Annotated in this window: 22 protein-coding genes; 8 read left to right on the top strand and 14 right to left on the bottom strand. The window is 51.6% G+C overall.

The features are described from left to right. Positions 1-68: 68 nt before the first annotated feature. The 6 genes from EHV07_RS01210 to dnaB all read right to left on the bottom strand — a co-directional run bounded on the left by EHV07_RS01210 (position 69) and on the right by dnaB (position 5,400). Positions 69-398, bottom strand: coding sequence for an MmcQ/YjbR family DNA-binding protein (locus EHV07_RS01210; RefSeq protein ID WP_147194088.1), 330 nt, complete (start codon positions 396-398; stop codon positions 69-71). Between the two features lie 153 nt (positions 399-551). Beyond that, the gene (locus EHV07_RS01205; protein WP_147194086.1) at positions 552-968 is read right to left on the bottom strand and encodes a secondary thiamine-phosphate synthase enzyme YjbQ; all 417 of its coding nucleotides are present in this window, start codon (positions 966-968) and stop codon (positions 552-554) included. 235 nt (positions 969-1,203) lie between these two features. Next, positions 1,204-2,397 (bottom strand): amino acid aminotransferase, encoded by a 1,194-nt coding sequence (locus EHV07_RS01200; RefSeq protein ID WP_174822346.1) that lies wholly within the window; start codon positions 2,395-2,397, stop codon positions 1,204-1,206. 77 nt (positions 2,398-2,474) lie between these two features. Further along, positions 2,475-3,089 carry a YitT family protein gene (locus EHV07_RS01195; protein WP_147194082.1) on the bottom strand — a complete coding sequence of 205 codons (615 nt, stop codon included), beginning with the start codon at positions 3,087-3,089 and terminating at the stop codon, positions 2,475-2,477. Positions 3,090-3,353: 264 nt separating this feature from the next. Beyond that, complete coding sequence (locus EHV07_RS01190) at positions 3,354-3,818, bottom strand: Lrp/AsnC family transcriptional regulator (RefSeq protein ID WP_147194080.1); 465 nt, start codon at positions 3,816-3,818, stop codon at positions 3,354-3,356. A 166-nt stretch (positions 3,819-3,984) separates the two neighbouring features. Further along, positions 3,985-5,400, bottom strand: a complete 1,416-nt coding sequence (gene dnaB / locus EHV07_RS01185) for a replicative DNA helicase (RefSeq protein ID WP_147194078.1) — start codon at positions 5,398-5,400, stop codon at positions 3,985-3,987. A gap of 99 nt (positions 5,401-5,499) precedes the next feature. Here dnaB and EHV07_RS01180 point away from each other — a divergent pair, with 99 nt between their 5' ends. Further along, entirely contained in the window at positions 5,500-6,480 is a 981-nt protein-coding gene (locus tag EHV07_RS01180) for a quinone oxidoreductase (RefSeq protein ID WP_147194076.1), read from the top strand. Positions 6,481-6,704: 224 nt separating this feature from the next. Here the strand turns inward: EHV07_RS01180 and pspG are convergent, their stop codons facing one another. Continuing rightward, entirely contained in the window at positions 6,705-6,935 is a 231-nt protein-coding gene (gene pspG, locus EHV07_RS01175; RefSeq protein ID WP_147194074.1) for an envelope stress response protein PspG, read from the bottom strand. A gap of 178 nt (positions 6,936-7,113) precedes the next feature. Continuing rightward, on the bottom strand, positions 7,114-7,992 hold the full coding sequence (locus EHV07_RS01170) for a LysR family transcriptional regulator (RefSeq protein WP_254446336.1): 879 nt from the start codon (positions 7,990-7,992) through the stop codon (positions 7,114-7,116). Between the two features lie 159 nt (positions 7,993-8,151). Here EHV07_RS01170 and EHV07_RS01165 point away from each other — a divergent pair, with 159 nt between their 5' ends. From EHV07_RS01165 to EHV07_RS01140, 6 genes are all read left to right on the top strand, one after another. Beyond that, positions 8,152-9,123 carry an amino acid ABC transporter substrate-binding protein gene (locus EHV07_RS01165; RefSeq protein WP_147194069.1) on the top strand — a complete coding sequence of 324 codons (972 nt, stop codon included), beginning with the start codon at positions 8,152-8,154 and terminating at the stop codon, positions 9,121-9,123. A gap of 42 nt (positions 9,124-9,165) precedes the next feature. Further along, complete coding sequence (hilA, locus tag EHV07_RS01160) at positions 9,166-10,056, top strand: L-isoleucine 3(1)-dioxygenase (RefSeq protein ID WP_147194067.1); 891 nt, start codon at positions 9,166-9,168, stop codon at positions 10,054-10,056. Positions 10,057-10,118: 62 nt separating this feature from the next. Then, positions 10,119-10,859: a 3(1)-hydroxy-L-isoleucine 4-dioxygenase HilB gene (hilB, locus tag EHV07_RS01155; RefSeq protein ID WP_254446291.1), complete on the top strand. Its 741-nt coding sequence runs from the start codon at positions 10,119-10,121 to the stop codon at positions 10,857-10,859. Continuing rightward, positions 10,847-11,581: an SDR family NAD(P)-dependent oxidoreductase gene (locus tag EHV07_RS01150; protein WP_147194065.1), complete on the top strand. Its 735-nt coding sequence runs from the start codon at positions 10,847-10,849 to the stop codon at positions 11,579-11,581. The genes hilB and EHV07_RS01150 overlap by 13 nt, the downstream gene beginning before the upstream one ends. A gap of 47 nt (positions 11,582-11,628) precedes the next feature. Further along, positions 11,629-12,885: an acetyl-CoA carboxylase biotin carboxylase subunit family protein gene (locus tag EHV07_RS01145; protein ID WP_147194062.1), complete on the top strand. Its 1,257-nt coding sequence runs from the start codon at positions 11,629-11,631 to the stop codon at positions 12,883-12,885. A 53-nt stretch (positions 12,886-12,938) separates the two neighbouring features. Continuing rightward, a complete protein-coding gene (locus EHV07_RS01140) occupies positions 12,939-14,186 on the top strand; it encodes an MFS transporter (RefSeq protein ID WP_147194060.1) in 1,248 nt (415 codons plus the stop codon). A gap of 51 nt (positions 14,187-14,237) precedes the next feature. Here EHV07_RS01140 and dusA read toward each other — a convergent pair whose 3' ends face one another. Further along, positions 14,238-15,233, bottom strand: a complete 996-nt coding sequence (gene dusA / locus EHV07_RS01135; protein ID WP_147194058.1) for a tRNA dihydrouridine(20/20a) synthase DusA — start codon at positions 15,231-15,233, stop codon at positions 14,238-14,240. A gap of 118 nt (positions 15,234-15,351) precedes the next feature. Then, positions 15,352-16,590 carry a conjugal transfer protein TraF gene (locus EHV07_RS01130; RefSeq protein WP_147194055.1) on the bottom strand — a complete coding sequence of 413 codons (1,239 nt, stop codon included), beginning with the start codon at positions 16,588-16,590 and terminating at the stop codon, positions 15,352-15,354. Between the two features lie 470 nt (positions 16,591-17,060). Between EHV07_RS01130 and zur the strand changes: the two genes are divergently transcribed. Next, the gene (gene zur / locus EHV07_RS01125; RefSeq protein ID WP_147194052.1) at positions 17,061-17,576 is read left to right on the top strand and encodes a zinc uptake transcriptional repressor Zur; all 516 of its coding nucleotides are present in this window, start codon (positions 17,061-17,063) and stop codon (positions 17,574-17,576) included. 206 nt (positions 17,577-17,782) lie between these two features. Here zur and EHV07_RS01120 read toward each other — a convergent pair whose 3' ends face one another. From EHV07_RS01120 to EHV07_RS01105, 4 genes are all read right to left on the bottom strand, one after another. Further along, positions 17,783-17,992, bottom strand: a complete 210-nt coding sequence (locus EHV07_RS01120) for a CsbD family protein (protein ID WP_147194049.1) — start codon at positions 17,990-17,992, stop codon at positions 17,783-17,785. Between the two features lie 229 nt (positions 17,993-18,221). Beyond that, the gene (gene dinF, locus EHV07_RS01115) at positions 18,222-19,556 is read right to left on the bottom strand and encodes an MATE family efflux transporter DinF (RefSeq protein WP_147194047.1); all 1,335 of its coding nucleotides are present in this window, start codon (positions 19,554-19,556) and stop codon (positions 18,222-18,224) included. 108 nt (positions 19,557-19,664) lie between these two features. After that, positions 19,665-20,273 carry a transcriptional repressor LexA gene (lexA, locus tag EHV07_RS01110; protein WP_147194045.1) on the bottom strand — a complete coding sequence of 203 codons (609 nt, stop codon included), beginning with the start codon at positions 20,271-20,273 and terminating at the stop codon, positions 19,665-19,667. Between the two features lie 93 nt (positions 20,274-20,366). Then, positions 20,367-20,750, bottom strand: a complete 384-nt coding sequence (locus tag EHV07_RS01105; RefSeq protein ID WP_147194042.1) for a diacylglycerol kinase — start codon at positions 20,748-20,750, stop codon at positions 20,367-20,369. Positions 20,751-20,850 lie beyond the last annotated feature (100 nt).

Raw genomic sequence — 20,850 nt, 5'->3', positions numbered from 1 at the left:
GCAGGGGACTGTCAGGCTTTTTTTCTTACGGCACATCCCTTACATCTCCCATGGTCTCTCTGGTTTTGCTAAGCCAGCCTGGTGTCCCGCGCCTGCTGCCAGGATGCATCCACCAGATAATAAATTTGCGAATCTTTCAGCGTGCCATCCAGCAAAAGCGTACTCCAGTGCGACTTATTCAGATGCTCGCTGGGCAACACGTCACTGTGTTTCTCACGCAGTAAATCAGCCAGCGCCGGCGTGGTTTTCAGCGCGACGGCGGGTCGCCCGTCCACGTCGTGCACCAGTGCAAATAATACGTCATCCACCTTAATCTGCGTGGCTTTCCAGTCGCTGTGGACGCTCTGCTCCGCGCCCGGCTTGTCCATGCAGTAAGACAGAAGATCCGATACGTTCATTCTTTATTCTCCATTTAGGTGAGTACCTAACTATAGTCGGCATCAGCACAACCTGACCGGGCACCCCACCATAAACATTTTGCATCGTGACTCATCTTCTACCGTATCAATACGCATTGCCCTGCCTGCTGCCTTATCGACTTTCCTGGCCGCCTACTCCCCCTGTAGCGTGGCGATGATACGCCGGGCACCGCCATGTACGCGGTGCTCGCCCAGCCAGATACCTTGCCAGGTCCCCAGCAGCAGCCGTCCGCGACTGACTGGCAGCGTTAACGACACGCCCAGCGAGGAGGATTTGATATGCGCAGGCATATCGTCCGCCCCTTCGTAATCATGTTCATACGGGGCGCTTTCCGGCACCTGCCGCATAAAGTGATTTTCCATATCGCTTCTGACCGTCGGATCGCAGTTTTCATTCAGCGTCAGCGAAGCAGAAGTGTGCTGCAACAGCAAATGAAGCAAACCTACCTGCACATCACCAAGGCGGCGGAGTTCTTCGGTGATTTCATCCGTCACCAGATGAAAGCCACGGGATTTGGGGCTAAGCGTAATAGTCTGTTGGTACCACATGGTCATGCTCCTTAACGTAATCGATAGAAATGCCTGAAGCTGTCAGACGCCACCGGCGAAACTGAGCCAGAACAGAACATCCCTTAAGTGTGCAGAAGGCAGCAGAAAGGTAAACCTTGCCGGGGAAAAAGAGTGAAGATTAGATGAAGATGGCAGAAAGGGGCATTTCACCCGCAGGCGATTCCCTGCGGGTAGAAATCCGGCAGCCGCGCAACAGGGCCGCTGCCGGAACAGATTACATCACGGCGGCAAAGGCTTCGGCCACCTGATGAACGTTTTTGCTGTTCAGACCGGCAACGCACATACGGCCGCTGGCGATCAGGTAAACGCCAAACTCATCACGCAGACGATCCACCTGTTGCGCATTCAGGCCGGTATAGCTGAACATGCCGCGCTGCTTCAGCAGGTAATCGAAGTTTTTACCCGGCATCGCCGTAGTGAGCACATCTACCAGCGCCTGACGCATCGCAAGAATGCGTACGCGCATCGCTTCCACTTCCGCCAGCCAGTTAGCTTTCAGCTGCGCATCATTCAGCACGCAGGAAACAACCTGTGCGCCGAAGTTTGGCGGGCTGGAGTAGTTACGGCGCACGGTAGCTTTCAGCTGTCCCAGCACGCGGGCGGATTCTGATGCATCTTCACATACTACAGACAGACCACCGACGCGTTCGCCATACAGCGAAAAGATTTTCGAGAAGGAGTTGCTGACCAGCGCAGGCAGACCGGCCGCCGCAATGGCGCGAATCGCCCAGGCATCTTCTTCCATGCCGCCGCCAAAGCCCTGGTAGGCGATGTCGAGGAAGGGGATCAGATCGCGCTCTTTCAGCACTTCCGTCACGATATCCCACTGATCGTTAGTCAGATCCGCACCGGTTGGGTTATGGCAGCATGGATGCAGCAGCACAATGCTTTGCGCCGGCAGCGTTTTCAGTTTTGCGATCAGCTCGTCGAACTTTACGCCTTTGGTTTCGCTGTCGTACCACGGATAGGTATTAACCTGGAAACCCGCGCCTGAGAAAATCGCTACATGGTTTTCCCAGGTGGGATCGCTGACCCAGACCTGGGAGCCAGGAAAATAGGTTTTCAGGAAATCTGCGCCCACTTTCAACGCGCCTGAACCGCCAACGGTCTGAATAGTGGCGATACGCCCCGCTTTCAGCACGGGATGATCCTGGCCGAACAGCAGTGGCGCGATCGCGTTACGGTAAGCAGGCAGACCTTCCATGGGAAGATAGAGCGACGCATCTTTCGCTTCGCTATTCAGGCGGGCTTCCGCTTCGGCAACGGCCTGCAACTGGGGGATCACACTCTGCTCGTCGTAGTACAGCCCGATGCTCAGGTTCACCTTATGCGGTCGCGTATCCTGCTTGAAGGTCTCCATCAGGGAGAGAATTGGATCGCCGGCGTAGGCATCAACGTTTTGAAACACGGTGCAGATCTCCATTAATTGATTTGGTCAGGCTTGCGCGGCCATGGCAGGCCAACACGTTACATCGTATTGAGCGGTCAGACAAAATAGCGGCCGGGACGGTGATTCATCGCAATAATCAGATTGAGGATCACCGCACCGGCAATGGATGCCGCCAGCATCGGCAGCGACACCACAAATAAAGAGGCCAGTACCACACAGGTATCCACGCCCATTTGCAGTTTCCCGGCACGAATACCGTACTTGTCCTGTAGCCACAGCGCCAAAATGTTAATGCCGCCCAGGCTGGCTTTATGCCGGAACAATACTATAAACCCAATCCCCATGATCACGTTACCGAACAGTGTGGCGTAAAAGGGATCCAGCGCGGAAAAATGGATGAAAAGCGGATGTAAATGGGTGAACAGCGAAACCAGTCCGACGGCGCAGAATGTTTTGATCGTGAACGCCCAGCCCATGCGACGCGCGGCCAGCCAGTAAAATGGCAGATTGATAACGAAGAACGCCGTGCCAAATGACAGATGCGTTAAATAACTGATAAGAAAGGCGATACCTGCGGTACTCCCTGTCAATGCACCGGCAGTTTTTAGCAGCGTTACCCCAAAAGAAACCAATAGCGTGCCGAAAAGGATCGCCAGGGCATCTTCAACCAGGGTGTGAGGAATTTTAGCGGGTTGTACGACGTTATCCATATTACCGATCTCAGAGAAATAATCTCTCAGGCAGCAAATTTCACACCACTTTTATCTCAAAGACGGCCGTCAAAAGGTGCGATAAATTAACCCGTTGAATCCTAACGTAATAAAATTACAACACCGTGCATAAAAAACGGCAATCACAGGCATTATGCGCATGAAAATCATCTTTTTTGCATGATTTACGCATCAATCCTGATTTTATGCACTATTTCGATACATCAACGATCCAATTTGGTGCATGGCACTCCGGGCTGCGTTTTAAGCGGGGATCGACATGCCGTTTTCTTTCAGGCGGCTCAGCACTACGGAGGTTTTGACATGCGAGACGCTTTTATGGCCAGCCACCAGCTGACTGATTAACGCACTCAGCGCGGGCAAATCCGCTACCGCCACCTTCAGCAGATAGTCGGCGTCGCCCGTCGTTTTCCAGGCATCAACGATCGCTGATTCTTCTGCCACCATCCGGTGAAAGCTGTCGACATAATCTGAAGTGTGGTTGATCAGGCGAACTTCAATCAGGCCGATTACGTTCAACCCAACGGCATCTGGCGAAAGCCGCGCGTGGTAGCCGAGGATTAAACCTGCCTGTTCAAGATTGATGCGACGCCGTGAGCATTGGGAAGCGGATAAGCCGATTAAATCGCTCAATTCCTGGTTGGTCAGGCGACCGTTGGTTTCAAGAAGGGTCAGTAGCTTAAGGTCATAATCATCAATCTGGGTCATGGTCGATCCGGGCAGCTGGGCAACTTAAGATCCTGACAGATAAGCGTATCTGCTGCCCTTTTGTCCAACACTATTTTCAGATAGATGAAGCATTGCGTTGCCCGCCTGCACCTTCCCAACGGGGGGCCGCACGGTTCTCACCCTGCGGCTCTCCATAGCTGAAAAGTTATTCGTCGTCGTACTGCGGTCCGGCATAGTTATCAAAGCGCGACCACTGGCCGTTAAAGGTCAGACGCACCGTACCGATAGGTCCGTTACGCTGCTTGCCGAGAATGATTTCCGCAATGCCTTTCATGTCGCTGTTTTCGTGATAAACCTCATCACGATAGATAAACATGATCAAATCGGCATCCTGCTCGATTGAGCCAGACTCACGCAGATCGGAGTTGACCGGGCGCTTGTCCGCACGCTGTTCCAGAGAGCGATTCAGCTGCGACAGCGCCACCACCGGCACCTGAAGTTCTTTTGCCAGCGCTTTTAACGAGCGGGAGATTTCGGCGATTTCCAGCGTACGGTTATCCGACAGTGCCGGGACGCGCATCAGCTGGAGGTAGTCGATCATAATCATGCTCAGGCCGCCATGCTCACGGAAAACGCGGCGCGCACGGGAACGCACTTCCGTGGGTGTCAGGCCAGAAGAATCATCGATAAACATGTTCTTCTTCTCTAGCAGGATCCCCATCGTACTGGAAATTCGCGCCCAATCCTCATCATCAAGCTGACCGGTACGAATACGCGTCTGATCCACGCGTGACAACGACGCAAGCATACGCATCATGATCTGTTCGCCGGGCATCTCCAGACTGAAGATTAAAACCGGCTTATCCTGCAACATCGCCGCATTTTCGCAGAGGTTCATCGCAAAAGTGGTTTTACCCATTGACGGACGTGCAGCCACGATAATCAAATCCGAGCGCTGAAGACCCGCGGTTTTCTTGTTCAGATCCTGATAGCCAGTATCCACACCGGTAACGCCATCGTGCGGCGTCTGATAAAGAGATTCGATCCTTGAGATCGTCGCCTCAAGAATTTGATCGACGCTTTTCGGACCTTCGTCTTTATTGGCACGGTTTTCGGCAATCTGGAAAACGCGCGATTCGGCCAGATCGAGCAGATCTTCACTGGTGCGCCCCTGCGGATCGTAACCCGCATCGGCAATTTCATTGGCCACGGCAATCATTTCGCGAACGACGGCACGTTCACGCACGATGTCTGCATAAGCGCCGATGTTAGCCGCACTTGGCGTGTTTTTGGACAGCTCGGCAAGATAAGCGAAACCGCCCACCATGCTCAGCTCACCTTTGGTTTCCATCGATTCGGAAAGGGTGATCAGGTCGATGGGCTTGCCCAGTTCCAGCAGGCGCTGCATTTCGCCGAAAATCATTCGGTGCGGACGGCTGAAGAAGTCCTGTGCCACCACGCGTTCAGAGACGTTATCCCAGCGCTCGTTATCCAGCATCAGGCCGCCCAACACGGATTGTTCCGCTTCCAGAGAATGGGGCGGCAGCTTCAGCCCTTCCATTTGCCGATCGCGCGGCTCACGGTTTTCATTGGATTTGTTGGTGGGTTTATTTCCTGCCATAGTGATGCAATACCGAAGATCTAAGTGGGGGACGCGCAAGTATACCCGTTTGGCGCGCTTTCGTCCTCCCTCAATGACGCTGATTCAACAGGAGTGACCATGGCAAAACGTATACAATTCAGCCAGCACGGCGGCCCGGAAGTGATGCAGTTCGTTGATGTTGAGGTAAAGGCACCGGCAGCAGGCGAAGTGCTGGTCGAGAACAAAGCGATCGGCATTAACTATATTGATACCTATATGCGCAGCGGTCTTTATCCCGCCTCTTTGCCTTCCGGTCTGGGAACAGAAGCCGCTGGCGTTGTGAAAAGCGTGGGTGAAGGCGTAACGGCAGTAAAAGTTGGCGACCGCGTGGTTTATGCTCAGTCAGCGCTGGGGGCCTATAGCGAATTTCATATCGTTCATGTCGATAAACTGGCTATCCTGCCCGATGCCATTTCTTACGAACAAGCCGCCGCGTCTTTCCTGAAAGGCCTGACCGTGCATTATCTGCTGCGTCAGACGTATGTGGTACAACCGGATGAGATTTTCCTGTTCCAGGCCGCCGCTGGCGGCGTTGGGCTGATTGCCTGTCAGTGGGCAAAAGCGCTGGGAGCACATCTGATTGGCACCGTAGGATCGGCTGAAAAAGCGATTAAAGCGAAAGAAGCAGGCGCGTGGGAAACGATCAACTATCGCGAAGAAAATATCGCCCAGCGCGTGTCTGAACTGACCCACGGCAAGAAAGTCCGCGTGGTTTACGACTCGGTAGGGAAAGATACATGGGAAGCGTCACTGGACTGTTTGCAGCGCCGCGGCCTGATGGTCAGCTTCGGCAACGCATCTGGCCCGGTAAGCGGTGTTAATCTGGGTATTCTGAATCAGAAAGGATCGCTGTACGTGACCCGCCCTTCGCTGAATGGCTATATCACTACGCGTGATGCCTTAACTCACGCCAGCAACGAGCTGTTTTCTTTAATTGCCAGCGGCGCAATTAACGTTGAAGTGCCAGAACAGCAAAAGTTTGCGTTGAAAGATGCGCAGCAGGCGCACAAGACGCTGGAGAGCCGCGCAACGCAGGGTTCCAGCCTGTTGATTCCCTGATCGGCAGAAACGAACGAGGCTTCCCGAAGGAAGCCTCTTTTTCTTTTTTATAGTTCGCACTGTTTGTAGGGTCAGTGGCGATGAATACGTTGCGATTCAGTAAAGCTATCCTGGCAAAATTCATAAGTAAAAAATATGTTTAATTGCAAAATTGTCTGTGCAATCTGCCATGTTGTGATCTACTCCGCATTCCCTGCGCTTACTGTCTCGCCAACTCGTTGATATTAACGGTATAACCCGCGACGAGTTTTAGCCTGCGGTTTTTTGTATGCGCGATAAATCCATACACCCACCACCGCCAGGGCCAGCCATGGCAACATTTTTATAACAAACGTCAGCAGGCCAGCAAACATCATTATTACCGTTGCGACAAACAGAGCCGCCAGAATGCCCAGCAGCGAAACGCCGGTCAGCAGCAGCATCACAAAAAAGCCAAGCACAAATAAGATTTCCATCAGGATGCTCCGGTTATCAGGGACTGATGGAGTATTACAAGATCCGTGCCAGAATATTTTGCAAATTAAGTATTTGATTTTTAGTGTTATAAATGGGAAGCGCTTTTAAAACCTGGCGTAAATCACTAAATAATGGTGAGGAATTAACCAGATAGCGGCAAGCGTTTCGCCCTACCCGCTATGCTTCCTTGTTGGCTTTCAGCCATGCCATAAAATCATCAATAAATACCCGTGTCTTCAGCGGCAGCAAACGATTAGGTAACGTAATGGCATACGTCGTCATCGGCAGCGGATTTTCAATGCGCCAGGCGGGTAAAACTCGTTTCAGCAGCCCTTTTTGCAAGTAACCATTGGCAATAAAAGTAGGGATCAGCGCAATGCCTACGCCCTGCAATATCGCATCAATCATCGCATCGCTGTTATTGATTGTCAGCCGCGGGGTAAGCAATACGCTTTCCACTTTATCCTGCAACCAAAAGCGCCACTCGCCGCGAAACTGAGGGTCATTGGGAAAGAAAATATTGTGTTGGATCAGATCGGCGGGCGTCTCCGGTAACGACAAATCATATTGCTGTGCACAGACCAGTATGTAATCAATCGGCATTAATGCACGTGCCACCATATTTACCGGCGGCGTGTCCGTGACGCGTAAAGCCAGATCGTAAGGGTCATGCATCAGATTCAGCATCCGATCGGTGAGGCTTAATTCGATATTGATTTCTGGATAGTGACGCAAAAAACCCGGCAGGAACGGCGTAAGCAAGATTTTCCCCAACGTAGTTGGCGCGGTGATACGCAATAACCCTTTGGGACGGTCACTAAAGCTATCCGCCTGAGAGAAAAGAGAATTAGTCGCGGCGATGACAGTTAATGCCTGTTGATATATTTCCTGTCCGGCTTCGGTTACCGATATTGACCGGGTAGTGCGGGTAAACAACACAAGATTAAGGCGTTTTTCTAATCGATCAATCATTCTGCTCGCAGAAGAAGGGGTCATAGAAAGCGCGCGACCAGCAGATGAAAAGCTCCCTTTCTCAACAACTTGCACAAAAAGCATTAAGCCAGGCAACACTTCTGTTAATTCATTTATGTTCTTCACGCATAGCTCTTTTGCTTCTCAACTATCTAGTCAAATTAGCACTGAAAAGTATGATGTTCAACAGGGAATTACTGAGCTAAAACCTCATTATTATTTATATTTCTTGGTAGGTTATCCATGATTGAGCATTCTGTAATCAAACGCATTGAGCAGCATGACGTATTAAACGTCGGCGTCAGTTTAGGCTTTAAAGGACTGTCGCAGCGAGATGCAGCCCGTAACAGTTGGCAAGGATTTGATATTGACCTGGCACGCGCAGTCGCCATTTCAGTGCTGGGCGACGGCGGCAAGATTCATTTTGTACCGTTGCAGTCAGCAGACCGTTTTCAGGCATTACGCGATGGTGTTATCGATCTGGGCACATTCAACGCCAGCGTAACTTTTCAGCGAGAAGCGGAATACGGCGTCAGCTTTGTTCATCCCATGCTGTTTGACGGCGAAGTACTGATGACCCCGTACAGTAATCTGACGCAGGACGCGCCAAAAGCGCAGTTTACCCGCCGTCGTCGCATTGCTGCAATGCGTGGCTCAACGACCGAAGAAAATCTGACACGCTATTTCGGCATGCTGAACCTGCCCTGTGAAATCATTCTTTTCGATGCACCACATCAGGCGCGCCAGGCTTATCAACAGGGCGAATGCGATATTTATTGTCTGGATGGTTACTTACTGGCTGGCGAACAGGCACAACTGACCGACGCAGATCAGCATCTGATATTAGAAGATCGCATTTCGCTTGAAGTTATGGCTCCTGCCGTCAATGCGCAGGATCCGCAGTGGCACGCTGCCGTCCGCTGGATAATGCGTGCCCTGATCGAAGCGGAAAATTTGGGCCTTAACAGTCAAAACATTATTGAAAAGAGCGATAACCCGACGGGCTATTTGCAGACATTCCTCTATCCGGATCCTGCTTTCTGCCACCGTTTGGGTCTGCAACCCGCTTTTATCCGCGATATTATTTTTCATGTTGGAAACTATGGTGAAATATTCGAGCGGAATCTGGGTAAAGACTCGCCGTTAAAACAATCGCGTCGGGATAATAAAACCTGGGCAGAAGGTGGAATGCTCTGGTCGCCATTATTTATCTAGTAACCAAAACAACCTCATTTAAACCACATTAAAAAGAATATTATGACTGAACTCGTAGCAGTAAAGCCGAAACAGGAAGCAGTAACAGGCTCATCCAAAAATAATTTTGGATACATAGAATCAACAGATGGAAATATTAATTTCTCAATCGTGAAGAATATTATCCTTAACGGTCACCATCATGGAAATGTTCTGTACGTTATCCGAAATTATGCACAGAGTCACGTTTGCAAAGCTGTCGCTGATAATTTCAATCACGTTGTAACGCAAGATGGTGGAAATCGTCCGGACGATGGTTTTGTCCTGACGAACCAGGTGGGTGCCACCCAATTCTCACGTAATGGCGAACAGTATATTCGTGAAGTTAATCGCGTAAATCAAAGCGTCGCTGATTTGATGGCGGTAGCCGATAGCGACAGCACAGAGTCTTTATTTCTTAACAGTACTCTGGAAGCAGGGTTCCTGGAACGAGGCATCCATTTTGGCCCGGCTCGCTTTAAAAATGGCTATGCCTGTTTCGCCACTTTCCGCCGCTGGCTGGACAATGGCGTCATGTCTTTAATGCCGCATGAAGATATGGCGCAGGTAGATTTTGCGCGTGAAGATGATTTTGAGATTGCACATACCCAGACAGTCACAGCTTATAACATTTGCCTCGAGGCCGCTAAAGGCGGTGGCCAGCTGAAGATATGGAATCTGATCCCGGATAACGAGTGCCGTGCACGACTGGGTGTAACCCGTACCGGCTATCCTTATCCGCCACATCTGCTGGAAAATACGGAATCTCTTGCCGTTCAGCTTAATGTGGGTGACCTCTACTTTATGAATGCCTGCCATTTACACGGGGTCAGTAGCGTCAGTGAAGGCAGCCGACTTACTGCGGGTCGTTTTATTGGCAAGCTTAATGATAAAAAAGTGGTTTACTGGACCTAGTCTGAATAATTTTAATCTGGCCTTTTTCTTTTAAAAACCCGTTTAAAATGGAATCATTAATTATGCAATATGCAGAACATCTTGCCAGGCAAGGCTACGCCTTTATTCCCGGCAAACATTATCAGTCTCTTGATAATATGCAGTTTGATAATAAAGAAAGCTTTGTGAATGAGCTGGAGACATTTAAAAAAGGTTTCGAAGAGCTAACGCTTGATCCCTATTCACCGGGCAATCGTTGGCGAGGTTATGCTCAGTGTCAGAAAAACGATAAGGGGGAAATGCTTTTCGGGAAATTCACCCCCTATAAACAAACTAAAGCGTATAACCCGGATACTGGCGGTATTGTTCGTGATTATCCGCTCTTGCCGGAAAATATTACGAATAACCGGTTATTACAGGCCTTGCTGGAAGACGATTTTCGTCTGGTAGAAGCTTATGAACGCTTCGCTCCGCTGGAAAGCCTGACCGTGGGTATTCATCTGTTCCGGTATGAAGCTGCTGTGGATGCTCCTGCCTACAGTTCGCCGGTATGGCTACATAAAGACGACGAAGACGTGGTTTTCGTTCATCTGGTTAATGCTTCACCCAACATGCTGGGTGGCGACAGCCTTATCGCCTCCCACCCACGCTGTATTGAACGCGTGCTGCGCCTTGAGCATCTCTTTGACACGCTGGTTGTTAATCACGACAAATTGCACGCGGTCACGCCCGTTGGCACCCGCGAAGACAGCGGTGTGGCGCAGCGCGACATCGTATTAATCACTTTCCAGCGTAATGAACAGGACGCCACATGCACAGCCTGACACACAAAGCTTTTATTACCGGCGCCTCAAGCGGTATTGGCCGTGCACTAGTGAGCGCATTTCTTGCCGAGGGTTATCAGGTTAGCGGTATCGATCGTTCACCTTCCGCCTTTGAAGGTGAAGCGGCTTATCAGCATCATCAGCTGGATATTACCGACTCCATCAGTCTTGCAGCGCTGTTTGAAGCGGCAGACTACGCCGAAACAAACAATGTGCTGCTCAACTGCGCCGGCACGCGTGAAATTTGCAGTATTGCCGACTTAACCCTGGCCCAGTGGGAAAACGTTTTTGCTCTGAACGTCACGGCCAGTTTCGTTGCCGGCCGGGCTTTTTGTCAGGAACTGGTCAAACGTCAATGCCCCGGCAACGTCGTCAATATGGCCTCAGTCTCCGGCCTGATGGGCGAACCCGATCGCACGGCCTACGTGGCATCAAAACATGCGGTTATCGGCCTGACCAAACAGCTGGCGCTGGAGTATGGCAAACATTTGATTCGGGTGAATGCTATTGCGCCGGGCGTTATTCGCACACCGCTTACTGAATCTTATTACCACGACGCGACACAGCTCGAAAAAATACAGCGCGGACAGTTTTTACCTGTCCTTGGTGAAACGTCAGATATCACAGGCGCTGCACTCTATCTCACCTCGTTACAGACACGCTTTGTTACCGGCTCCACGCTGGTGATTGATGGCGGCTGGACGCTGGGAAAAGACCTTTAATTTGCCGGGCCGCATTGATGGCCTCGCGACAACGTGTGAGAAAAGCTATGGAAAATAAATACATCTTAATTTTAGGCGGCGAGTTCGCCCTGCGTGAACGCGTTCTGGCTGGTGCACTGCGGGCTTCCGGAGGCATGCGCGTACTGACTATGGCCAAAAACCGTACTACGCCAACCATCAAGTTCTTTGATGGTTATCTGCCAGGCGACGTTGCCGATGAGCACGCGGTACTGGAAGCAGTAAAAGCCTGGGAGCGTAAGACAGGCGCTACGCCAGCCGCTGCGATCCCAATGAATGACTTTACCGTGCGCGCCGCCAGCCTGGTAACCGAGCATTATGGCCTGTCCGGCAACAGCCGTGAAACGATTCATAACTGCCGCGACAAATTTGTCATGAAGCAGCTGCTTCAGGATGCGGGATTGCCTGTGCCACGCTTTGCCGCCTTCAGTACGCTGGAAGAACTAAAAAGCCACATTAAAGAGATCGGTCTGCCCGTAGTGATTAAACCGCGCGAGATGGCGGGCAGCCTGGGTGTATTAAAGATCACCCGTGAAGAGGAAATTGAGCCAGGTTTTGCCCGCAGCGTTGCTGATGTCATCTCCCTTAACGGTGAATCTCATGCGCCTGAAGATCTGTTCCAGGTTGAGGAATATATTGCTGCAACACAGGAAGTGAGCGTCGAGGTAATTAATCAGGGTGATTATCATCGCGCTATCGCCGTGACTGACAAATACCTGGGTGAAGAGCCACATTTTGTGGAAATTGGGCATAGCGTACCCTCTGTACATTCCGACAATACGCAGCTACGTGACATTGCAGAACGCGCGTGTCATGCACTTGGCATTCATCATGGCGTGGCACATTTTGAAGCGCGTATCACCTTGACGGGCGAAATCAAAATTATTGAGGTAGGCGCTCGTACCGGCGGCGATACCATTATGGATCTGGTAGAACGTAGCTATGGTATAAATCCTTATGAACTGCATGTGCGCAGCCATCTGAACGCGCTTAAGCCGCTACCTGAAACACTGACCTCGAGAGGGTTGAGCGCCGTGGCCTTTATTAAATCCCCCGTCGGCGTCATTGAGAAAGTTACGCTCCCCGCTACTCTGCCAGAGCATATTGTCAATATGCAGGTTACGGCTAAACCGCTGGACGTTTCGAAGAAGCTGGAGTCATGGAAAACTCGCGAAGGTTCAGTTGAGTTTTTCTGGGCCGATCGCAAGCCGAAAGAAGGTTTCCGCGAACATTTGCACACTGCGGATGAATACGCTGCTTCTCTGTTTACACTGCGTAAAGCCTGATTATTCAGGAGCCAGCCTGCCGCTGGCTCCTGAAGCAGGGCCAAGGATTTTTTATGAACGCTGATACTTTTGGTTTAAAACGTTTCGTCTTCTCGCGTTTTGTCGGCGCGCTTTGCGATCAATTTCTACTGTTTGCCGTGCCGCTGGCCATTTTAAAGGCCACCGGTTCTCTGACGTTTTCGTCACTGGCTTTTGTCATTGAATGGCTGCCGCGCATCATCTTTTTCCCACTTTCTGGCTTTATGGCTGACCGTATCAAACCACGACTGATTTTCTTTAACGTAGATGCACTGCGTGCGGCATTAATGGTCGTATCATTTTTAACGCTCTGGTGGCACCCGGGCGCGACTTTCCCCGTGCTGGCCGCCATGATGGCCTTACTCTCTGTCGCTTACGTGCTCAATTTTGTGGCGACCGATGCACTGCTGCCGCGTCATCTCTCTGCCGAGGCTTTGCCTAAAGCCCACTCGATGTTGCAGGGTGTTGATCAGATCACCATGGTACTTGGCCCTGCCATCGCCGTTGCCATTTCCGCTTATGGCGGAATAGACAGCATTCTGGTTGTTGCAGCAGTGCTTTTTGCCTTGTCGGCCATCAACTATCTGTTTCTTGAGACGCACGATCTTGAGATCACCGAAAAGATGGGTTTTGGCACCCTGATTGAATCCAACCGCACCGCCTTAAAAGTATTAAAACAGAATAAAATTCTGCTGCATCTTTGTGCCCTGACCTGGGTGGTCAACCTGGTGTATGGCGCGGCGTTGGTGGTCAGTGCGGCCGTGATACTGAAAGAGTTTACTCTGCCGGATCGCTACTTCGGCGTATTGCAGACCACCGCGGCAATTACCACCCTTGTCACCTTCTTCTTTGTGCCAAGATTTGCTAACCGCTTCGGCCTGTCGTCACTGGGGACACTCTCTTTTTGCGCCATGATCCTAGCGGGCGCCGTGATGTCGATGTCCATTGACTATGCCATGTATCTGGTTGGATATGCGGTATTGATGGCTTTTGACGGCGCGTTCAGCGTTTATCTGCGTACGATGCGGAGCCAGGCGATTCCGAAAGAACATCTGGGGAAAACGATGGGACTGATTGGGTTGATGAATATGTGTTCAGTGCCCGCCAGCGGCGCACTGGTATCGCTGCTTTCCGGCCATTTTATGCCGTTGCAAATCATTGCCATTATTTTAGTGGCGGCGCTGGTCCTCGGGCTGGTGCTCATCGTGTCAGGGCGTCGAATTTTTGGTTATCGCAGCTGGCTGCCGCCGGTAATCACCAGTGATAACACCGCGAAGCAGTGAAAATGATCGTTGGATTTCCGGGCGCTGATTACCGCGCCCGGTTTTCAAGCGTTACACCGCTGCCGGGATCTTATCCGCAACCAGCGCCAGTGCCTGCTCGACGGTTTCGATATTCGCGCCAGGCTTGTGGGCATTTTCGCTTAAATGACGACGCCACTGACGCGCGCCGGGAATGCCCTGGAACAGGCCAAGCATATGGCGGGTAATATGGCCAAGGTAAGTGCCCTGGGCCAGTTCGCGCTCAATATAAGGATACATTGAGCGGACAACCGCCACCGGATCTACCGCGGGCAGCTCGCTCCCAAACAGTTCACGGTCAACCTGGGCCAGCATGCCCGGGTTTTGATAAGCTTCGCGTCCTACCATTACTCCGTCAACGTGCTCCAGATGCACCTTTGCTTCTGCCAACGATTTCACGCCGCCATTGATTGCCATCGTCAGATGCGGGAAATCACGCTTGAGCTGGTAGACACGCTCATAGTCCAGCGGAGGAATTTCACGGTTCTCTTTCGGACTGAGGCCAGAAAGCCAGGCTTTACGCGCATGGATGATAAACATCTCGCAGCCGCCCTGCTCTGAGACCTGGCGAATGAAGTCACAGAGAAACTCGTAGCTGTCCTGCTCATCAATACCAATACGGGTTTTCACCGTAACCGGAATCGACACGCGATCGCGCATGGCCTTGATGCCATCCGCTACCAGCCCCGCTTCGCCCATCAGGCAGGCCCCAAAACGGCCATTCTGAACGCGATCGGACGGACAACCCACATTCAGATTTATTTCGTTGTAGCCACGTTGTTCAGCGAGGACGGCACACTGCGCCAGCGCGGAGGGATCGAAGCCGCCGAGCTGAAGCGCAACGGGCTGCTCTTCCTGATTCCAGGCAAGATAGTCGCCTTTACCATGAATAATGGCACCGGTCGTGACCATTTCAGTATAAAGCAGCGCCTCACGGGTCAACTGACGATGGAAGTAACGGCAGTGGCGATCGGTCCAGTCCAGCATGGGGGCGACGGAAAAACGGTGGGCAGGGAAACGTTGGGTCATAAAACGCGCAAACTCTAAAAATGACGATAATGTGCGCAATGATAACACGGCTGACCGTAGCAATCATTACGCACAAAGAGGGCGGCGGACATATCGGTGATACGTCCGCCGCCAGTCATCAGAAGGTGAAGTTCAGCTGGGCAACCGCGCCCCAGGTGTTGTCATCACCTTTCATACCGGCCAGATCCAGATGCACTTTGTTATATGGCGAAATACCGAAACCCGCAGTCACAACGTTGGTGTCGTTAGATTTCAGATCGGCGCGATAACCTGCACGCAGTTGCAGCCAGCTGAGAAGACGATATTCCGCACCTACGCCCGCATACTGATTGTCACCTACCGACTTAAAGCGTTTGGTTGGCGTAGCATCCACATCCAGCGCCGCCGTTAGCTTCTCAGTGTGGTAAGAGACGCCTGGCGTAACCACTGGCGTAATCTGATAGGTATCTTTATAGCCGTTCACTTCGCGGGTATCGATATCACGTGAAATCAGGTTCTGTGCGCTTAAGCCCAGCGTCCAGTGGTCGCCAAAATCACTCGCCAGACCGGCATCAAGGTTAAAACCGGTGTTAGTGTTCTTGTAACGGCCGTTGGTGAAATCTGATTTATCGTAGTTGTAAACCGAAGCGCTGTAGTTATACAGGTAGGTTTTTTGCAGCTTTGGCGTCACGCCAACGGAAACCGGATGGCCCGCGATATTAAATTCATGCGCCACGGCGATGCCGTAATCATAAACAATCGCGCCACGTCCTAATGCAGCGGAGGTCAGACGCTCCAGGTTGCCTGGCAGAGGGCCATCAGCAATGCCCTGTAAATAATCGATATCGCCCTGACTGACATCAGCCGTTACGTGTGCTGTGCCATAAGCCTTAGTGACAAACGCGAAAGGCAGGACGCTGTTGGGGACGGTAACGGCCACGGCAGCACCCGCTGTTGCATAGGCTTTGCCACCTTTAATAGCACGTAGCTGGCTCGCAAGGTCGCCTGCCGCAGCCTGAACGCGTGGATAATCAGCGATCAGCGAAAAAATATCCTGATCGGCAATATCCTGATAACGATCTACGCTGTCGGTAAGAGCGTCGACTTTATCTATCAGCTTTTTTTTGTCCGACAGCTGTGCGCCCGCAGCAGGCAGAATAATACTGACGTCATCTTCTGGTTGGGCTTTGGTCATCAATGCCGGGTTAGCCAAAACTGCCGTACCGTAAGTTGAAGAAGCGACGCCCGTTCCGCCCATCGCATCGTTACGCGCATCGTAATAGTTACCGGCGGCAATGGCACTTAAGGGAGCCAGAAACAAAACGGGGAAAAACGCAGGCCGGGAGAACCTGTTCAGTTTGCTGATTTTTTTGACCATTTACCTTAAACCCTTCCAGAAAAAGGAGGCAGCGCTTGATATAAGCGTGCAGCGTGCGAATGTCTGCATCATGACGATAAAGACGACAAGTCATTGCCAGGAATTCAGTAACAATGCGGGGGTTTTTCTGCTCATTGAGGAATGATTTATCTGCTATCTGCCTAATTGATAAGCATATTGCTGAATGTTGATTCGCTGAACATTCAGAAACCCTTATATAAAAAGTAGACAGGAACATTTCAGCCTGCAATCGCAATTTTACAAATCCTTAAAAAACTACTGGTACGGAAAAATGTTCGCTGCTCTGAACGTTCCCGGATAACGATGGAAAAGGATTACAACCAGACATTGCTGGAGTGATATGGGCGTTTTTTGTGCGGCGAAAAGCGAGGGAACCCGGCGATGGGGAGATTCGGCGTTTTGCTGCCTCTGTGATAACATAACACTCTGATCCAGCCTGGGGGAAAGTTATGAACGTAAGCAGTCCTGAAAAAATCTTGTCGCAGGCAGAAGCTATCTGTCTACAGCGCAATGTCAGGTTGACGCCTCAGCGCCTGGAAGTGCTCCGCTTGATGAGCCAACACCATGGGGCAATCAGCGCCTATGACCTGTTGGATCTGTTGCGAAGCAGCGAGCCGCAGGCAAAACCGCCAACGGTCTATCGCGCGCTGGATTTCCTGCTGGAACAGGGGTTTGTGCATCGGGTTGAATCAACCAATAGCTATGTCGTCTGCCATCATTTCGAACAGCCCTCCCATACTTCGGCAATGCTTATCTGCGATCGCTGCGGCGCGGTAGCTGAACAACATGCAGAAGGCGTCGAAAATATTTTAAAATCACTGGCCCTGAGCACGGGCTTTGCGCTGGCCAATAGCGTGATTGAAGCGCATGGATTATGCAAAAAATGTGTGGAAGTTGAAGCCTGTCAACACCATGATGCCTGCCAGCACGATCATACCGTAACAGCAAAAAAACGCGGGCGTTGATTAGGGGATATATCAGAAAGGATTAAGTGGCACCTTCCTTGTGCCTTGCCAGGAACTTCTTCCTGCTACGCTTAAGTACTTTCAGCGCTGTACAGGTTCAGAACAGTGGTAGGAGCACCGTCCCGAACCCTGAGTTACCTGCTGAAAGCTGTCAGGACAGTACGGGGAGCACTGCCTGGCACTTGCCTGTAGGCTATTGAAGGCGGTCAGAAACGATGGTCGTTGGTGCTTTCCCAGTCGCTGACTTCTTTTTCCGCCTGGTCTTTAGCATAACCGTAGCGTTCCTGGATTTTGCCCACAAGCTGATCGCGTTTACCTTCTACGACAGTCATATCATCGTCGGTCAGCTTGCCCCATTTTTCTTTCACTTTACCTTTTAACTGCTTCCAGTTACCGCCGGCTTCGTCTTTATTCATTTTTTGCTCCTTACCTTAGGTTTTAACAGTTTCTTGGCTTTCGTTTCAGCAAAACGGCTTGCAGCAACATAAAACGCTGCTTAAGTGCTTAACGTACAGATAATTGTAGTAGAAGATGGCGACTTTGCCTGGCTGAACGCTATTTTTAGGTTAAAAAATTTTGCAACAGCGGCGCAAAAAACAGAAAATATTTGGTATATCAGTGACTAGCGAAGCGGCAGGCAAGAAGTTACAAATTCTGACAGGGCGTAAACCAGCTGTTATGTCGCCAGTGGTAGCGCCAAATTGCCCATAAGGAAAGCCCGCGTAAAGTCAGAAAAACGGTGACGGCCAGCCATAAAGCATGATTGCCCAGCGAAGGCACCAATAACAGCGTGGCGCCATAACCCAATGCGGCTATCACCATGCCGTTGCGCATTTCACTGGCTCGCGTAGCGCCAATAAACATGCCATCCAGCAGATAGCACCATACGCCGCAGATCGGCAACAGAATTTGCCAGAACAGATAGCGATCGGCTTGCTGTTGCAGTTCAGGAAGTGAAGTAAGTAGCGCAACAATATGCGTACCTGCCAGCGCATAGATGACCGAAAACATCAGCGCGACCAGGCCAGCCTGACGACAGGCTGCCTGCCAGACGACCAGAAGCTTTTGAGCATCCCGTGCGCCCCAGGCTTCGCCAGAGCAAGCTTCAACCGCATAGGCAAAACCATCGAGCGCATAGGCAGTAAAGGTCAGAAACATCAGTAAAACAGCGTTAACGGCTACTGTATCGCTACCCAGCCTCGCGCCAAAGAAGGTCAGCGAGACAAAGCAGAGTTGCAGGAGCAATGAGCGCAGCATAATGTCACGATTAAGCCGCAGCAAACGACCAACATTGCCTCGCCAGGCCTTTTTCAGCAGGGGAAAAGAGACGCCGCGCATTTTCAGAACGTGCCATACCATGACCAGCCCGACCATCAACGTGACGTATTCGGCAATCGCGGTTGCGGCTGCTGCGCCCTCAACGCCCCACTTCAATCCGATGACAAACCACAGGTCGAGCAGAACATTCACCAGGTTACCCACCACCAGCAGAACAACAGGCGCACGCGCATACTGAACGCCTAACAGCCAGCCGAGCAGCACAAGGTTAGCCAGCATTGCCGGCGCGCTCAGCCAGCGAATATGCATGAACAGTGCCGCCTGATGCAAAACGTCACTGTTCCCGCCAACCAGCGACAGAGCAAGATGAGTAAGGGGAGTTTTAAAGAGGATAAAAGCCAGCCCGGCAAACAGCGCGATCAGCAAAGGCTGCATCAGCGCCCGAGCTAATGCGGGTTTGTCATTAGCGCCAAATGCCTGAGCGGTCAGACCGGTGGTGCTCATCCGTAAAAACAGCAGCAGCATAAACAGAAAGCTGGTGGTCGTTGTTCCTACTGCGACGCCGCCCAGGTAAACGGGACTGTCCAGATGGCCAATAACGGCAGTATCAACCAGGCCCAGCAGCGGCACGGTAATATTGGAAAGGATCATCGGCAGCGCCAGCCGCCAGAGGTGTTTGTCTGAGGAGGTTATTAATCGCATCATCATCCACTGCGCGACAGGATTACATTAGCGGTCCACAGCCGAACGGGACATTACGGCCAGAGGAGACGCGCCGCGGGAGCAACGGCGCGTACAAAACAGGGAAGCTTAAAGCCAGTTGCCGTTGCGGATAACGCCGACGGCCAGCCCTTCAATTGAGAAAGTCTGCTGACGCAGATCGACAACAATTGGCTGAAATTCACTGTTTTCAGGCAGCAGTTGAACAATATTACCCTGCTTTTTCAGCCGCTTGACGGTGACTTCATCGTCAATGCGCGCAACCACGACCTGACCATTACGCACGTCCTGCGTTTTATGCACGGCCAGTAAATCACCATCCATAATACCAATATCTTTCATCGACATGCCGCTAACGCGCAGCAGGAAATCAGCGCCAGGCTTAAACAAATCGGGATCGACCTGATAATGCCCTTCAATATGTTGTTCAGCCAGCAGCGGTTCGCCCGCCGCAACGCGTCCAACCAGCGGCAAACCGCCTTCTTCTTCCATCATCAGGCGGATACCGCGTGATGCGCCAGAAACAATTTCGATGACGCCTTTACGCGCCAGCGCTTTCAGATGTTCTTCAGCCGCATTCGGGGAACGGAAACCGAGCTGCGTGGCGATCTCTGCCCGTGTCGGTGGCATACCGGTCTGGTTAATATGGTCGCGAATCAGGTCGTAAACCTGCTGCTGCCTTGCCGTTAGTGCTTTCATCCCGCCCCCTGGTTGTTTATACAGTCGACTGTGAGTATATACAGGTATTTGCCGGTTGAAAACTATAAAGTTGAGTAAAAAACGACTGTTACGTTAATTTTGGAAAACATGCCGCAAATGAGGAATCAACAGCATTACCCAAACAAAAAGAGCCAGTAGAGTAGCCAGTAACACCGCAGCGGAGCCCATGTCTTTTGCGCGGCCGGCAAGCGGATGAATATCGCTGCTGATGCGGTCGACTACTGCTTCAATGGCGCTGTTAAGAAGTTCGACGATGATGACCATAATGACGGACCCCACCAGCAGTACACGGGTTATCGCGTCTACGTCCAGCCAGCAGGCAATCAGAATGGCGGCAAGCGCCGCTAACGATTCCTGCCTGAAAGCGGCTTCGTGCTGCCAGGCCGCGCGCAGACCTTTCCATGAGTAGCCCGCAGCTTTAATGATGCGAGTCAAACCAGTGACGTTATTTGCCATAATCAGGGAACCCTTTGTAAAGTTTAGCGTCAATGTGTGGGTGCAGCACATTTTGCAACACCACAGATCTCACTGGCGCTTTCTGGTATGCTTGCGGCGC

The organism is Pantoea sp. CCBC3-3-1 (assembly GCF_007981265.1).
GTDB lineage: Bacteria > Pseudomonadota > Gammaproteobacteria > Enterobacterales > Enterobacteriaceae > Erwinia.
The sequence above is the reverse complement of the archived record's forward strand: the minus strand, read 5'-3'. Positions and strand labels throughout refer to the sequence as shown.

Bases quoted from the DNA above. Each gene is read 5' to 3' on its own strand.
- EHV07_RS01195 (WP_147194082.1), bottom strand. From the start codon at position 3,089: ATGGATAACGTCGTACAACCCGCTAAAATTCCTCACACCCTGGTTGAA.
- EHV07_RS01130 (WP_147194055.1), bottom strand. From the start codon at position 16,590: ATGGTCAAAAAAATCAGCAAACTGAACAGGTTCTCCCGGCCTGCGTTT.
- EHV07_RS01150 (WP_147194065.1), top strand. From the start codon at position 10,847: ATGCACAGCCTGACACACAAAGCTTTTATTACCGGCGCCTCAAGCGGT.
- dusA (WP_147194058.1), bottom strand. From the start codon at position 15,233: ATGACCCAACGTTTCCCTGCCCACCGTTTTTCCGTCGCCCCCATGCTG.
- hilB (WP_254446291.1), top strand. From the start codon at position 10,119: ATGCAATATGCAGAACATCTTGCCAGGCAAGGCTACGCCTTTATTCCC.
- EHV07_RS01145 (WP_147194062.1), top strand. From the start codon at position 11,629: ATGGAAAATAAATACATCTTAATTTTAGGCGGCGAGTTCGCCCTGCGT.
- EHV07_RS01190 (WP_147194080.1), bottom strand. From the start codon at position 3,818: ATGACCCAGATTGATGATTATGACCTTAAGCTACTGACCCTTCTTGAA.
- pspG (WP_147194074.1), bottom strand. From the start codon at position 6,935: ATGGAAATCTTATTTGTGCTTGGCTTTTTTGTGATGCTGCTGCTGACC.
- dnaB (WP_147194078.1), bottom strand. From the start codon at position 5,400: ATGGCAGGAAATAAACCCACCAACAAATCCAATGAAAACCGTGAGCCG.
- hilA (WP_147194067.1), top strand. From the start codon at position 9,166: ATGACTGAACTCGTAGCAGTAAAGCCGAAACAGGAAGCAGTAACAGGC.
- EHV07_RS01210 (WP_147194088.1), bottom strand. From the start codon at position 398: ATGAACGTATCGGATCTTCTGTCTTACTGCATGGACAAGCCGGGCGCG.
- EHV07_RS01170 (WP_254446336.1), bottom strand. From the start codon at position 7,992: ATGCTTTTTGTGCAAGTTGTTGAGAAAGGGAGCTTTTCATCTGCTGGT.
- zur (WP_147194052.1), top strand. From the start codon at position 17,061: ATGAACGTAAGCAGTCCTGAAAAAATCTTGTCGCAGGCAGAAGCTATC.
- dinF (WP_147194047.1), bottom strand. From the start codon at position 19,556: ATGCGATTAATAACCTCCTCAGACAAACACCTCTGGCGGCTGGCGCTG.
- lexA (WP_147194045.1), bottom strand. From the start codon at position 20,273: ATGAAAGCACTAACGGCAAGGCAGCAGCAGGTTTACGACCTGATTCGC.
- EHV07_RS01205 (WP_147194086.1), bottom strand. From the start codon at position 968: ATGTGGTACCAACAGACTATTACGCTTAGCCCCAAATCCCGTGGCTTT.
- EHV07_RS01180 (WP_147194076.1), top strand. From the start codon at position 5,500: ATGGCAAAACGTATACAATTCAGCCAGCACGGCGGCCCGGAAGTGATG.
- EHV07_RS01120 (WP_147194049.1), bottom strand. From the start codon at position 17,992: ATGAATAAAGACGAAGCCGGCGGTAACTGGAAGCAGTTAAAAGGTAAA.
- EHV07_RS01140 (WP_147194060.1), top strand. From the start codon at position 12,939: ATGAACGCTGATACTTTTGGTTTAAAACGTTTCGTCTTCTCGCGTTTT.
- EHV07_RS01165 (WP_147194069.1), top strand. From the start codon at position 8,152: ATGATTGAGCATTCTGTAATCAAACGCATTGAGCAGCATGACGTATTA.
- EHV07_RS01105 (WP_147194042.1), bottom strand. From the start codon at position 20,750: ATGGCAAATAACGTCACTGGTTTGACTCGCATCATTAAAGCTGCGGGC.